Origin of the sequence: Myxococcus sp. AB036A (assembly GCF_006547355.1) — a bacterium.
Lineage (GTDB): Bacteria > Myxococcota > Myxococcia > Myxococcales > Myxococcaceae > Myxococcus > Myxococcus virescens.
In genome coordinates, this window is sequence record NZ_VHLC01000076.1 from 29,777 (window position 1) to 43,434 (window position 13,658).

General features: G+C 67.6%; 14 protein-coding genes. All 14 read right to left on the reverse strand.

Annotation, left to right across the window (positions count from 1 at the left end):
• Positions 1 to 151: 151 nt before the first annotated feature.
• Complete coding sequence (locus FL344_RS26705; protein ID WP_141620504.1) at positions 152 to 1,033, reverse strand: hypothetical protein; 882 nt, start codon at positions 1,031 to 1,033, stop codon at positions 152 to 154.
• A gap of 185 nt (positions 1,034 to 1,218) precedes the next feature.
• Entirely contained in the window at positions 1,219 to 2,412 is a 1,194-nt protein-coding gene (locus FL344_RS26710; RefSeq protein WP_141620505.1) for a hypothetical protein, read from the reverse strand.
• Between the two features lie 121 nt (positions 2,413 to 2,533).
• The gene (locus tag FL344_RS26715; RefSeq protein ID WP_228565392.1) at positions 2,534 to 4,960 is read right to left on the reverse strand and encodes a phage tail protein; all 2,427 of its coding nucleotides are present in this window, start codon (positions 4,958 to 4,960) and stop codon (positions 2,534 to 2,536) included.
• On the reverse strand, positions 4,957 to 6,273 hold the full coding sequence (locus tag FL344_RS26720; protein ID WP_194863265.1) for a hypothetical protein: 1,317 nt from the start codon (positions 6,271 to 6,273) through the stop codon (positions 4,957 to 4,959). Before FL344_RS26720 ends, FL344_RS26715 begins: the two co-directional genes overlap by 4 nt.
• Positions 6,274 to 6,280: 7 nt before the next feature.
• Positions 6,281 to 9,049, reverse strand: coding sequence for a hypothetical protein (locus FL344_RS26725; protein ID WP_141620506.1), 2,769 nt, complete (start codon positions 9,047 to 9,049; stop codon positions 6,281 to 6,283).
• A gap of 4 nt (positions 9,050 to 9,053) precedes the next feature.
• On the reverse strand, positions 9,054 to 9,266 hold the full coding sequence (locus FL344_RS26730) for a hypothetical protein (protein WP_141620507.1): 213 nt from the start codon (positions 9,264 to 9,266) through the stop codon (positions 9,054 to 9,056).
• A gap of 8 nt (positions 9,267 to 9,274) precedes the next feature.
• Positions 9,275 to 9,658, reverse strand: coding sequence for a phage tail protein (locus FL344_RS26735; RefSeq protein WP_141620508.1), 384 nt, complete (start codon positions 9,656 to 9,658; stop codon positions 9,275 to 9,277).
• 38 nt (positions 9,659 to 9,696) lie between these two features.
• On the reverse strand, positions 9,697 to 10,125 hold the full coding sequence (locus tag FL344_RS26740) for a phage tail tube protein (protein WP_141620509.1): 429 nt from the start codon (positions 10,123 to 10,125) through the stop codon (positions 9,697 to 9,699).
• A 12-nt stretch (positions 10,126 to 10,137) separates the two neighbouring features.
• A complete protein-coding gene (locus FL344_RS26745) occupies positions 10,138 to 10,530 on the reverse strand; it encodes a hypothetical protein (RefSeq protein WP_228565393.1) in 393 nt (130 codons plus the stop codon).
• Positions 10,531 to 10,613: 83 nt separating this feature from the next.
• Positions 10,614 to 11,018: a hypothetical protein gene (locus FL344_RS26750; RefSeq protein ID WP_141620511.1), complete on the reverse strand. Its 405-nt coding sequence runs from the start codon at positions 11,016 to 11,018 to the stop codon at positions 10,614 to 10,616.
• Complete coding sequence (locus tag FL344_RS26755; protein WP_141620512.1) at positions 11,015 to 11,338, reverse strand: hypothetical protein; 324 nt, start codon at positions 11,336 to 11,338, stop codon at positions 11,015 to 11,017. The genes FL344_RS26750 and FL344_RS26755 overlap by 4 nt, the downstream gene beginning before the upstream one ends.
• A complete protein-coding gene (locus FL344_RS26760; protein WP_141620513.1) occupies positions 11,338 to 11,988 on the reverse strand; it encodes a hypothetical protein in 651 nt (216 codons plus the stop codon). Before FL344_RS26760 ends, FL344_RS26755 begins: the two co-directional genes overlap by 1 nt.
• 11 nt (positions 11,989 to 11,999) lie before the next feature.
• Complete coding sequence (locus tag FL344_RS26765) at positions 12,000 to 12,434, reverse strand: hypothetical protein (protein ID WP_141620514.1); 435 nt, start codon at positions 12,432 to 12,434, stop codon at positions 12,000 to 12,002.
• Positions 12,435 to 12,498: 64 nt separating this feature from the next.
• Positions 12,499 to 13,658 (reverse strand): phage major capsid protein (locus FL344_RS26770; protein WP_141620515.1); only part of this gene is annotated, 1,160 nt, incomplete at its 5' end.

Below are 13,658 nucleotides of genomic sequence, written 5' to 3' on the forward strand. Positions count from 1 at the left end.
TGGTGGTCCTTTCGCCATAGCGATTGGACCAAAGCTCTCTCTGTGGGGTGCGACGCGCTGGTTAAGGTCACTGCTTCAGCGAGTCGTTGGGGACTTCAACTGCGAAAACTGTGGAAATGGGTAGCACTCCGTGGGTGGGAGCGCAAGCCCCTTACCGCGAAATCGACCGCAGGGGCTCGTCTGGCTTTCCGACCGGGCGGTAGCACTTACCCTTGTGGTCGTACATCTTGTCGCCGCAGGGGGCCTTCTTCGACGTTTCGACCCAGCAGCCTCCGTTGATGAAGACTTCTGCCACTTCCTTGTCGCAATCCTTCGTCTTTTGGCCCTCGAAGGGCCGGGGCGGGAGGTCACGCGCCAGGGCAAGCGTGTCCAGGGTGGCGACGGGCACCATCCAGCCAGGGGGCTTCCCTCCGCTCCAGTCGCTGCGCTCGGGCTGGGGGGGCGGAGATGGGGGCGGCGGCACCATGTAGACGCCCACCAGGGCCGCAGCGACGAGCGCGAGGGCGACGGTGGTGGCCGAGCCTGCGCTGCGCCACGTCCGGCGAGCTGCGCGACGCACCCGGCGCAGCCAGCGGCGCGAGCGCAGCACGGGGCCACGTCGCCGAGGCGGCGCCCGCAGGTGCGCCATGGTGTCCGCGAGCGAGCTGCGCGCGCATGCCGTCTGTACCATCGCCTTCGTCAGCGCCAAGGTGCCCTCCAGGTTGCGCGCTACGTCCGCGTCGGAGGCGCCGTCAGGGGCATGGACTCGCAGGCTGAAGCGCGGTGGCGCCAACGTCGAAGCCGGGTGGGCGCTGATGTATAGCTCCAGCCCGACGTCCGGGTGGAACTGCTGCTGCCTCTCGGTCAGCTCCAGGTCCAGGGACGGCTCACCTGACGTTGCGTGCCGCACCTGGTACAGGCGCCCCAGCAGGGAGCCCCTGTACCTGCGGATGATGATGTCCAGCTGCTGGCGGAGCCTCCTGGCGTTGCTGCGCGTCACTGCGCGCGCCCTGTCCGACGTGCCACCGCGCCAGATATTCTCGGCCTCTCTCACGTTCCGTTCGCTCCCGCTCGGTCGCCCGGAGGGCATCCCAGCACCGGGCCAGGATGTTACGGCCTCGCCAGCTCGCGTGCGCTACTTTGCGGTCCGGCCCTCGCGGTACCGAGGAGGGCAGAGCCGCATCGAAGGGGCCACGCCGCCTGTGGACCCTTCCGGGCGCGCTCGGGATTCGCGGGGGTCTACAGTGGTTCCGCACCGAGTCCAAAGAGGGTGCTCGTGCTGGTGAGCTTCCCTTCCACTTCGTAGACTGCTCCCTTCTGAAGCTCCATTACGGTGGCTCGGGCGTGCTTCGAGAAGGACATCTGGATGTCCTGGATGAGCGATGGGGAGTTGCGGCCGCACTTGAATTGGACTGTGTACCCGCCCAACATGCCTTCGCTCACCTCTACGACCTCCAGGTTCCAGGCAAACCCTTTGCCTTTGTATGACTTCCAGAGTTCGTCTTTCTGGATGTCCGAGAGCTTCGAGCTAGGTCCAAATGTTCTTGAGACCTGCGCGCAAGACTCCTTGATGTAGTCCGCACGCCGTTTGGCGCTAGCCTGATTCTCCTCTTCCTTCTCGACCTTTTGACTGAGGTCTTCAAGCCGTTGCCGTAGTGCAGCCAGTGGCTTGTCATTGGGCTCGGATTGAAGCGCAGTGGCGATGCGCTTGTGGGCTGCATTTAGGGTTGCGCGGGCGCTCGTTATGTCCTTGGCGGCCAGTTTGGCCTGGGCATCCTTTATCGCTGCGTTTGTGTCGTCACGCAGTGCATCCCTTTCGGTCTTGGCTGCAAGCGCCACTGCGTCGGCGCGTTTCGACGATTCAATCTGCCCGGCGAGCGCCAAGTACCTGAGTCCCTCACTACGCTCCTTGCTGAGCCGCGCTTGCCCTTGAGCATAGAGCAGGGTTCCGCAGCGCTCCTTGTGGTTGGCTGGAATTCCACCCACTGACACTGCTTGCTCGCACAACGCCAGCACGTCTTCACTCTTGCTGCTGGCGGCAAGGTCCTCGAACTTCGATGCGAGTTCAGTCGCCCTGGCTTCAGCCTCAAGACGCCTCTTCTTCGCCTCGTCCATGTTGGTTTGGGCGCGCGATTGGGCGGCCTCTTCTGCGCCGACTGCGCCGAGACCGAGCAGCGTAAGCACTACTCCCCCGATGGCGCCAAAGCTCGCGAGCACGCGCAGGCGCGGCACTTTGACAATGGCGATGATGCTGCCTGCGACTGCCAGCACCCCCAGGATGATTCCGGGAGTGCCGGTCATTCCAATGGCCGTGATGATGCCGAGGCCGAAGCATGAGCCGATGAGATACGCGAGAACTTGGACGCCCATGCTGGTCTTCTTCTTGGGCCCAAGCGAGTTCTGCTGTGACTGACCGCTCGACTGCATCGTCATGTACGTCCCCCTTTGATGACGGGGACGTACATCGGAGAATCGCGAAGAACAATGGGGCAGTCCCTCCCTATGGGCGGGTTTGGCTCGACCCCCGTTGCCCCGCTAGGGCTCCCGGTGCCCCTCACTCGACGCCCCTGAACGACACACCGTCGAGGCTCACGAACGACACGCTTCCTGCGGTTAACGTCACAGTCCCGTCCGTTCCGATGACGAGCGCCCCCACCGCTACCACTCCGCTGCCGCACACCACTGGATGGTCCACGACCGACAGCGGGCGGTATTGCTCGGGAAGGGTAAACGCAACGGTGTTGACAGTGGTGCCGGCCATCGCGCCCTGAAGTCGCACGCGGCCCGTGCTGTCACGGAAGAACGTTGGCGCCGCGCGGCCATTGGCCGCGTATGGGCCCCATCCATTTGCGAAGACTACGACCGACCTGGGGGCCTGTTGAGGTGTGGTGTAGGGATCGACGGAAGCATTGTCGATGTTCACCGCTACCGTGTCGCTCGCCCTGCCTGCAAATAGCCGGGCGTACCGAGCCCTAGCCGGGGCAACCGCATGGTTCACCAGGGGGGTCCACGAACCAACAGAGGTGCCTTGGCTCAACGCGGCTCCCGTGGTGATTTCGGTGAACGTTGCGTCGTACCACCTCAACTCCAGTCGCGCTCCGCCCGTCCCTGGTGTCCCTGTCGGCTTCAGGTAGCGAAGCCGCGCCACATACGTCTGCCCAGGCATAACGGCGAAATATTGGGACACGAGCAGCTTTGAGCCCGCCGTCGTCGCCGGAAACGACACTGCATAGGTGGCTGTGTCCGCTTCCGTCGTTCGGACTGCATCGACGCCAAACGTACCAGACGCCATCTGCCAGCCGTCCGGTGGCTCGCTCCCGCCTCGCGTCCACGCCTCGAAGGAGGGGTTCGGGGTCAGGCTGGAGAAGATGACGAGCGGAGCCAAGTCGTTCGGTGCCACGTACCGCGGCGACAGCGCCACCTGCGCGGACGAAGGCCCGACGTTTCCGTGCGCATCCCTGCCGCGGACCACCGCATAGTGCGTCGTGCCGGGCTGGAGGTCGGCCACCTCGAAGCGCGTGGCGCTCGCCGCGGCCTTGAGCGTCGCGGAGCTGGGTGTGAAACCGGCCGAGGTGCTGACGTGCAGCTCGTAGGTGTCCCACGCCGGGCCGGAGGTGGCGGGCCGGAAGGACAACGCGAAGCCGTTGACGGTAGGCGTGGGCTCCAGCTCCATGGGCGCGTCGGGGCCCTTGAGCTTCGTGGTGACGTCGATGCTCTTCATCGCCGCGTTGTGCGTGGCCAGCGGCGCCGCGTCTCGCGCGCGCCACTCCAGCACGGAGGTAGCGGGCCGGCCGCGCAGTTGCAGCTTCGTCTTGGCGATGCCGCCCGCGAAGGAGTGGTCGAGGTTGACGACAGCCAGTTCCACGGGGGCGCCCAGGGTGACGCCGTCCGGGAGGACGCGCACCAGGTCGTTGACCTCCAGCGCCCAGAAGTAGGGCACCTCGAATTCGAGCGTGAGCGACGAGTCGGACAGGTCGGCAATTGCCGCGTCGGCCAGCCTCTGGGCCTCGGCCTGCGTGTTGATGTTGGAGGCCGAGGCCTCCGCCACCTGCATGTACCGGCGCCCGTGCTCAGCGATGCTGGCGAGGTTGGTGGCCGTCACCGTCTTGCGCTTCTCATTGCCCAGCGCGTCCCGGTCGTCCTTGTCGGTGTAGAGGACCTCCACGACGTTGCGGATGTCGCGCAGCTGCCTCTTGGCCTGCTTGAGGGCATCGTAGTTCTCGGGGCCGAACGTCCAGACGGGCTCGCCCGCCAGGCGCTCCGGACACTGGAGGGTGAAGGCCCAGCCGTGGCCCTCGCGCCAGCGCAGGCGCACCTCCCAGCCGAGCTGTTCAGCCAGGGCGCGCACTGCGTCCCAGACGGGCTCGCGCTGCTGCGTGTACTTGCCGAGCTGCCACATTGGGTCCACGGGCACATACAGGCCCGGCCCGGTGCCGGTGGGCACGTTGTGCCCGATGATTTGGGCCATTACCTCCTGGACGGCCACGCCCACGGTGTCGTTGCCGTAGTCGCGCTCCGTCTCGATGAACCAGTCTTGAAACACGCCGGCGAAGTCCCGGCCGTTGAAGGAGAGCTCCTCCGGCCCGGCGTCCACCTCGTCGATGCGGCCGAAGAACACCTGCCGCCAGGCGTCCGGCTTGGCGCGTCCAGAGCTCGTCGTCTGCACCTCAATCCGGAAGCGCCGGCCCTCCTTCAACAGCGGCATGAGGAGTCCACCGGGCCCGCGGTTGGCCACGCTCGAGTCCACCATGGGAGACAGGCTGACGACGCCCCTGGCACCGCTGCGGCGCACGGACACCGTGGCCACGCACACCGTCGCGTCCTGCGTCTCCGACCACTGCGCGCCCATCACCCAGTCGCGGCCGAGCAGGGTGCTCAGGTCCACCTCGGAGTTGTCAGGGCGCACCACCACCACGCGCAGGTGGGTGCCGTAGTTGCCAGCGAGCAGCGTGGCCCGCTCCTGGTTCGTCAATGTCCTCAAGGTGCCTCCTGAAGCGTGAAGGCGAAGTCCTCGCCCTGCACGCGCTGGGCGCCCTCCCACCACTCCATGGCCTCGCCCTGGCCGGCGTCGCCCTGCACGAGGGCGGGCCGGTGCAGGCCGGCGCCAGTGGCGCGGTGGTACGGCAGAGGGCCAAAAGGGGCGCCGGAGTCACGCCACTGCGCCAGCCACGCGTCGGGGACGCGGTAGGGCAGTGACACCAGGTCGCTCACCAACAGGGAGTCGTTGAAGGGGTTGATGACGCCACCGGCCACGCCGGCACGGTGGCGCACGGTGAGCGCGCCGTTGTCGTCCACCTCGGCCAGGCCCGTGGTGCCGGGCAGCCGAAACGGCGCGGTGGCTGCGAACCACGGCGCCACCCATGAGTCGGGCACCGTGTAGGGCAGGACGACCAGGTCGTCGATGAGGAGCGGGACTCCGCTCACGTTGGGGATGCCGGGCCCTGTGGTTCCACGGCGGTTGAGCAGATACACAGCGCCACCGGGCAACTGCGTGTAGTTGCCATTGGTCGCGATGAGGGCACCAGCGGACGGGGCATTGCTGCCCACCACACCGTCACGACTCAGGGGCAAGCCTGCCCGGTGGCAGTAGAGGTGCCAGGTGCTGTCTGTGGAGAGCCGCGCCCAATACGCCACCGTCCACTGGGTGCCGAGTTGCGTCGGCCATGTCGCGGAGGTCCACTCGCCGAACGTCGCGCAATTGCCGTACCGTCCGGGCTCGCCGACACTCGCGTCCACATCGCTCGGCTGAAGGCCCCAGTTGGACTCGAAGTCGGAGTCGAAAGACCAGGTGTGGCCCAGTTGTGGCCCAGGCGCCGCCGCATCCACGCACACCGTGCCATCCGAGCGTTGCACGTAGTGGTGCCACTGCACTCCGTCCACGCCCCAGACGCGGGCCCAGTAGCCCACCGTCCAGTCCTCGCCGAGTTGCGTGGCCCAGGTGATGGAGTCGCCGGCGGCCACCGTCAACGCACCAGCCTCGTACCGCCCGAGTCCCGGCTGTACCCACGGCGTCCCGACGGCGGTGGGCCACAGGCCGCGGCTCGACAGCATGTCGCCGGCGAAGGACCAGGAGTCCCCCTCTCCGTCGATGAGCGCGCGCAGCGCCGCGGCGTCGGCGAGGGGCAGCGGCCCGGTGCCTCCCTCGTAAGTCATGAGCTTGCGCCGCACGCTGCTGCGCGGGAAGCCGTTGAAGGTGCGCACCTTCTCGCCCAGCAGCACCGGTGAGTAGCGCAAGCCGCTGGACTTCGAGACGGGCACGGGGATGCCGGAGAGGGCGAGGTAGGGCAAGGGCATGCGAGGCTCAGATGCGGAAGGAGAAGCGCTGGGAGAGGCGCTCAAGGGCGCGCTGCACGCTGCGCGCACCCTCCTCCAGCGCCTCGTCGATGTCGTAGCCAGTGATGTAGTTGTTCACGACGATGGCGGGTGCGTCTGCCATTGCGGCTCCCGTCTTTGAGTAGCGGTTGCGCGGGTCGTTGGGTTGCTTCCAGTCCGGCAGCTCCTCCCCTCCGCGGTTGCGCAGGATGCCGTCGCCGGCGGGCTGCGGTGGGCGCGCGCCACCTCCGGACGGTGCGGGCGGCGGCTGTGGCGTGGGCTCGCGGCTGGGGCCGTCCTGCGTGTCCTGGGACTGGTAGCGGCGCAGCGCGACCTTCCACGCGTTCGGCACGTTGGAGAGGGCGTCAGTGGCCTTCTGGAGCGCCTCCGTGTTGCGCAGCACCTCGGCCGTCTCGCGGGCCTTCGCCTCCGCCGTCTCCCAGGTGAGGTCGTTCAACGCCTGGAGGGACTCGCCCATGGCGTTCGTGTCCACCCTGACGCGGTCCAGGCTGTTCGCGAACTTCTTCAACGAGTCGATTCCGAGCCACTCCACCGCCTTGCTGATGCCCCTGATGACGGCCTGAACGGCGCCGACGATGCCGTTCCACACATGGGCGAGTCCCTGCGCCACGGTGAGGATGACCGTGGCGATGACCTTGAGTACCTTGAAGAGCGCTTCGAGGACAGGCCCCGCGATGAGCTGGAGCGGCGTCATCACCATGAGGACAGCCTGCGCCACCGCGGTGAGGATGGGCGCGAGCGTCTCGAAGATGGCGCCCACCAGCACCAGCGGCGGCACCAGCGGGTCGAGGACGTGGCCCAGCGTCTCGAAGACGGGCGTGAGCGCACCCACCACCGCGTCGATGACCAAGAAGATGGCCCCGATGAGCGGCTGGAGGGGCACGAGCACGGCGCCGAGCGCATCCGCAACGTGCTGGATGACGTTGCTCACCATTTCCATCAGCACCTGGAAGCCCTCGGACTGCGCGAGCAGGTCTCCGATGACGGCGCCGACGCCAGCGAGGGGATTCATCCCGCCCGCGAGGAAGCCCTCCGCGAAGCTGTTGACCAGGTCATTGACGCGCCCGAAGGCGCCGCGCACCTTCGAGACGATGGAGGCGCGCGCGTCTTCAATCGCCTGTACCAACTCTGCGGAGAGTCGGCGGGCTTTGTCGTCGATGGCCTTGAAGTAAGCCCGCGCACCCGTGCCCCCGTGCTTGGCCAAGTCCTTGATGGATGCGGCCAGCTGCTCGTTGGCCTCAATGACGGGGGCCGCCACCTTGTCGAGGCCCATGGCGGCAATCATCCGCTCGTCGTCATCGGCCATGCGGACCTTGGCCTTCTCGTTGGAGAGTGGCGACTCCATGAGCTTCGAGAGGGCTTCCACCAGCGAGTTCAGCCCCAGCACTTCGGCGAACTCCTTGGCGTTCTTCAGCGAGTCCATGACGCCGAAGGTCGCGGCCGCCGCGACCTCCTTGCCCATCTCCGCGGCGCCGGTGACCATCGACGCGACGGCTGCTTTGGCGACGCCCGCAGTCGCTTCAGCAACGGCCTTCGCCTTCGCGACTTCGCCGCTGACAGCTTTCACCAAGTCATCCCCGGTGACTGTCTGTGCGACGTCGAGCGCGGCGTTGAGACGGCCCATTTGCAGGTTCTTCGGGAGGGCCTTCACCATCGGGCTTAGCAGTTTCGCCCCTTCGCGAATCATCCATGCGAGCGTGGAGAGCGAGCTGCGGACGACGAACTCAATGCCAGCGGCGACGGCTTGGACACCCGTGGTGATGGTGTCCCATACCTTGCTAGCGAAGCTGCCGATGGAGCCGAGAATTTTGGCGACGGACTCCTTGATTCCGTCTCCGGCCACTTTCCAGTAGCCGTAGATGGCGCCGGCCGCGAGCACGATGCCCGCAATCGCCGCCGCGAGGGCGATGAGGGGCAGCATCAGCCCGCCCAGGCTGCGGATAAAGGGGCCGATGGAGCCCGTGGCGGCGGCAGCGTCCTTCCCTGCCTTGGCCGCGGCAGCACCAGCCTCCTTCGAGGCCTTCGCGACCTCCTTACCGGTCTTCCCGGCAGCTTCTCCAACGCCCTTGGTGGCTGCGGCGGCGTCCGTCGCAGCCTTCGCAGCCTCCTTCCCGGCCTTTGCAGCGGCGGCACCAGCCGCAACGGCAGCGGCCTTGTTGCCGTTCAGCGCAGTGCGCATGGAGCCGCTCAGCTTGTTGACGCCAGCGGTGATGCCCGCGAGCCCTACGGACTTGTCCAGCTTCCCCAACATGCCGATGAGGATGCCGCTGGACTTCGCGAGGCCTTCGACGACGCCTGCGAGCTTGCCCACGGTGCCGATGGCAAGCCCGCCACCCGCGACCCATACGGCCATGTCCGCCGCCGCACGCTTCTGCGTGGGGCTCAATCGCTGGTAGGTGGCCACCAGCTTGTCGATGAAGGCCGTCAACCTCTTCACCGTGGGCCCGAAGAGGTCTCCGATTTCCGCGGCGAGCGTGTAGAGCAGGTCCGTCAGGTGCTTCAGCTCCCTCCGGAGCTCGTAGTTGGAGGCGGCCGCCGCCGCGACGGCCGCGCCGATGCCTGCCGCGACGACGGCGCCGAGGTTGCCGATTGGTTCGGCTGCCTCCTTCACCTGCTTTGCCATCTCCTCCGTCGCCTTGACCAGTTGCCCCATGGACTTGAGGGCCTGGCCAATGGAGGCGGTGACGATGACGTAGAGGTCGCCGACCTTGAGTCCGCCTCCGGCTGCGCTGGACACGGTGCTACTCCTTCGCGCGCTGGCGCACGCGGTAGGTGAGAGTCTTTGCTTCACTGCTTCCGCGGGCGGGGGCCCCGGCACCGCGCGGACCTCCCCGCGCCGCCCCTCTCACCTCGTCGGCCTCGAGCGCCGCATGGGCCAGCAGGTGGACGACGTCACTCGCCGCCCACCTGCGCACCTCATCCGGGGATTGCCCCGTCAACTTCACCACCGCCATGAGGGCGTTTAAGTGGGGGTGGTTTCGGAGTTTCCCTTGGCCTCCTCCACGGAGGGGCCACCGAAGGCCTGGATGAAGTCGGCCTGGTACTCCTGGAGCCACCCCTCAAGACGCACGGCCTCCAGGTCCTCGTCGGTGAAGACGCGGCGCGCGCCGCCGGGGAAGTAGAGGCAGGTGACGGCGACGCGGGCGATGAACCCATACGCGGCGAGGCCGTCCACTGGCTGGCCCTTCTCGTTCACCTCGCCGGCCTTCTGGGCCTTGTCGAGCATGGAGATTTTATCGCCCTGGGTGGGCTCACAGATGGCGTACTCGTCGTCGCCCAGGCGGATGCGCTTGTGCTCCTTGCGCGGCATGCCGATGGGCTTGCGGTACGTAGGGGTGGCAGTCATTGCGGGTGTCTCCTGTGGGGTGGGTGAGAGGGATTGCGTCAGTACGCGACGGGGGCGCCGGCACCGTTGAGGGTGACGGAGAGGGTGATGAGGTCGGCCACGCTCTTGCCTTCCTCGTAGGAGTCCACCGTCACCGGGTAGCGCCAGCCGCGGCTGCCCTCGGTGGCGGTCTCGTCCTCGATGACGAGGAGGTAGACGACGGTGTCCGTCATGAAAGAGGTGCGCAGCAGCACGTGCGGCGCGCTCCCCTTGTGCAGGTGTCCGGACAGGGGAATGGTGAAGTCCTTCAGCGTCTTTTTGCGGCGCTTGAAGCCGTCGCTCCCGAAGTAGTTGGTGTCTACCTGGTCGGCGCTGAAGGAGACGGTGGCTTCGTTGATGCCATCCAGTTTGTTCGCTTCGGAGGGCACCGCGTCGGCGGTGGCCGCGAGGTGGAGGGCATCAACGTAGGCGGCAGAGGGTTCGGGCACGGGGTGCTCCTTTCATCGGGGGAAGTGCTGCTTGAGGTAGGCCGCCAGCGTCTGCGCGACGCCCTTGCGGGCGACGCTTCGCGAGCGGCGGAAGGCTTTCTTCAAGAAATGGGGCGGCGGGTTGACGATGTCCCTGCCCCAATGGAAGCCCTCATGAATGGGGCCCGCGGAGGGGTGTTCGTAGCCCGCCGTCCACGACGTGGAGAGCCAGTGGCCGAGGTTGTATTCAGGGCCCGAAACGAAGCCGGTCTCGGCGAGCGGCGGCGGCAACTCCTTGCCCGCGTCCCGCGCAGCCTCTTCCTCCATCACGCGCTCCCAGAGAGGACTGCGCGGCACGAGGAACGAGGAGAAGTCGAGCGTCTGCCGCGCCGCCGCATGGAGGGGCGCGTCCAGCTTGCGCAGCACGTGGCGGGCGTTACGCCGTAGGGCTGCTATGCGGTTGGCATCAAGCCGAACGCGAACGGGCATGCCCCGTAGAAGGGGCGCCGCTACGCGCTGTATCGCGCGGCGAGGTTGAAGACGAAGCGGGGGGATCCCTCGCCGTCCGGGCCCATGTAGTGGGGGCCCGCGCCCTCGCAGCGCACGTCCACGTAGCCGGGCACGCGCGCCAGGTGCAGCGCCGTCCAGCACCGCGCCGCCAACTCACGCGTGGTCGTGTAGCTGGCCTTGGGCCCGCGCACCACCAACTGGACCTCCGCCGACAGCACGCCACGCCTAGTGCCCAGGTAGAGGCCTGTCTCTCCGCCCGTGTGGCGCACGCAAACGAACCGCTGCGGTGCGCTGGTGGGGAAGGGCCCGGGGTACAGGGTGGGCGGGTTGCTGGTGGTGGACAGGTCCAGCCCCGCCGCCTCCAGAAACGCGGCCAGCTCGAGCTCAACGTCCCGGGGGGTCATAGGTACACCTCGTAATGGTCGACGGTGCCCATGAGGTTGAGTTGCGGCGCGATGTGGAGGGGCTGCTTGGCGCCGTCCTCGTCGTCCGGGCTCACGCCCGGGGGGAACACCCTGTCCTCGGGGCGCACCTCCACGGAGCAGCGCATGAGCCCCTCGGACAGGCGCTCGTCGCCGTCGGTGGTGACGACGCGTTTCATCGTCCCTTCGTAGCGGCAGGGGTACGGCTCGGGCTCGGAGTACTCGTGCTCGCCCCGGGCGGTGGTGCGCACCAGCCGCGCCAAGTGGAACACCTGCCGGAAGGCATGGCCCATGAGTGCCATCAGCGCTTCCCCTTGCGGTAGGGCGCCAGCATCTGGAGCGCCGTGGTGGGGATGGCCGTGCGCCCGCCGTCCGGGCCGGCGAAGTAGCTCATCGACGTTCCGCCGATGGATTCGGAGGCGACGTCCCCAGGCTTGCCGTCGCGGGAGACGGCCGCGGTCACGGCCTCCAAGGCCGCGAACTGGATGGCGGCGGGCAGGTCCACCTCCAGGCTGGGGTTCAACGCGCGCTGGCCCGGCGTCACCCAGCCCGCGTCGTAGGTCACCACCACCTCGCCCGTGTCCTGGGCCTCGATCGGCGTGGACGAAACGCCCGGGGACCAGGTGCCGGTGAAAGGCCAGCGGTGCCTGCGCGCCACCAGCCGCCCCATCAGGGCCGACTCGAGCGCGTAGGCATCCGGCTCCAGCTCCACGCCGCGCACCTCCACGCGCACCACCCGGCGCACGGCACCGCCGCGCAGCCAGAGGTGGGCCGCGCCCGTGCCCGCCACCGTCTCCACCACCCCCAGCCGCTGGTGCAGGGGATAGCCCACGTAGGCCGCGAGCGCATCGGAGACGGCGGTCACGAAGAGCCCGAGCCGCGCCGACTCCACCGCGGTGCGCGCGGTGGGGGGAAGCAGCTCGGGCGTCACGAGGTCTTGAGGTGCGGGCACGGGCGTTCACCTCACAGGGGCAGGCGCTGGCCGCCGCCGAGGACGAGCGTCGCGCCGGCCACAACCGCCGGCGTGGTGCCATCCGTGAACTCGACCATCTCCACGACGCGGAGGAACCGGTGGTCCTGCGGGACGTGCTGGAGCGCGAAGTCGAGCTCGGAGCAGGTGTTCGCGCTGGTGATGGTCAACTCCGCCTCGGTGTCATCAAGGTCCCTGAGCGCGGTCCACCCATCGGTGCCGGTCGCGCTCGACTGGAGGGAGTAGGTGATGACGGTGGCAGTGGGGCCCCCGCTGATGGAGCCCACGTTGGCCACGAGCGTGCCCGACTGGTATTTGCTGACGTCGATTGCGGCCCCTTCGCGGATGCCCTCGACCTGGCTGGCAGGAGCCAGCGCCTGGTTCGCGGCGTTGTAGAGGTGGCCGACGTGCGTGTTGATAGGGTGCATGTGACTGCTCCGATGGTGAGAGTGGGATGGAGCAGGCCGGCTCCTGTAGGGGCCGGCCCGGGGCTCAGTACTTGACGTCCGTCTTCTCGGCGAACGCCTTGGAGTAACGCAGCAGCCAGTCGACCTCGGTGATGCCGCGCATGGTCACCATGTCGGCGTTGAAGTCGTTGCCCGCTTCGCCCATGGCCAACTCCAGGGGGAGGGCCTCGCCGAAGATGAACTGGGACGCGAGGCCGAACCCGAAGACTTCATCGCCCGCCAGCGCTTCCGTGCGCAGGAAGGGGAATCCATTGAGCGTGGGGTTCTGCGCGTCGCGCATCTCCGGGAACAACCATCCGGCGCTGTCCCGCAGGCGACGGAGTGAGTAGTACGTGTCCGTCGAGGAGTAGTAGAAGCCGTTGTTCGCGGTGAGCCCACCGGGAATGTGGGCCTTTTCCACGGCCTGCATGAGCCCATCGACGTCGTCGATCTTCTGCGTCGTGGTGGTCCCCGCCGTCGGCGTCCGCTGGCTGTCGGCCATCTGCGACCGCACACCGTTGGGGCGTTTCGGGCCCACTCCCTTCAGGCCCGTCGTATCGATTTCCAGGGCGAGCGCCGCCGCCATGTCCTGGCCGATGATGGCCGCCGCGTCGACCGTCCCGAGTCGCAGCAGGTCGTTGCTGATTTTGGCAAGGCCCATCAGCTTGTGCGCCGTCAGGACGAGGGCACCCGTCTTCATGCCGCTCATGGGAGGCGGCTCACCTTCGGCCACCCAGTAGACGGTGACGCCTTCATCCAGCGTTCCCATCCGGAGACGGGCGCCGTACCCACTGATGGTCCGGACGCCAGCTCGCAGCAGGATGCTGTTCGGGCGGGTCAGCTCGACCAGCTCCGTGGAGACCGTCTCCGCGGTGAATACGCCGCCCTGGTCAAAGACACTCGCGAAGTGCCCGATGGACTTCGTGCGCTCCAGGAACGAGTCCAGTCCCTGGAAGCTGGGGGAGGTATGGGCGTGCACGGCCTTCGCGCGGGCGAGGTACTCCTTCTTCATCCGCAGTCCCAGCCGGGCGTACATCATCTTCTGGCGGGTGGGGCCGGACAGGTCGAACTGCATGTCCTTGCCAGTGATGGGCGTGTGCCCCTGGCTGGGCGTCGGACGGGCCGCCAACTGCGAAGCGACCTCAATGGTGACGGCCTGGTTGATGGCCTTCTCCATCACCGGCGGAAGGGGGGACGGCGCGGGGG

Coding starts and splice junctions, on each gene's coding strand:
- FL344_RS26710 (WP_141620505.1), bottom strand. CDS start 2,412: ATGACGATGCAGTCGAGCGGTCAGTCACAGCAGAACTCGCTTGGGCCC.
- FL344_RS26720 (WP_194863265.1), bottom strand. CDS start 6,273: ATGCCCTTGCCCTACCTCGCCCTCTCCGGCATCCCCGTGCCCGTCTCG.
- FL344_RS26730 (WP_141620507.1), bottom strand. CDS start 9,266: ATGGCGGTGGTGAAGTTGACGGGGCAATCCCCGGATGAGGTGCGCAGG.
- FL344_RS26735 (WP_141620508.1), bottom strand. CDS start 9,658: ATGACTGCCACCCCTACGTACCGCAAGCCCATCGGCATGCCGCGCAAG.
- FL344_RS26750 (WP_141620511.1), bottom strand. CDS start 11,018: ATGACCCCCCGGGACGTTGAGCTCGAGCTGGCCGCGTTTCTGGAGGCG.
- FL344_RS26755 (WP_141620512.1), bottom strand. CDS start 11,338: ATGGCACTCATGGGCCATGCCTTCCGGCAGGTGTTCCACTTGGCGCGG.
- FL344_RS26765 (WP_141620514.1), bottom strand. CDS start 12,434: ATGCACCCTATCAACACGCACGTCGGCCACCTCTACAACGCCGCGAAC.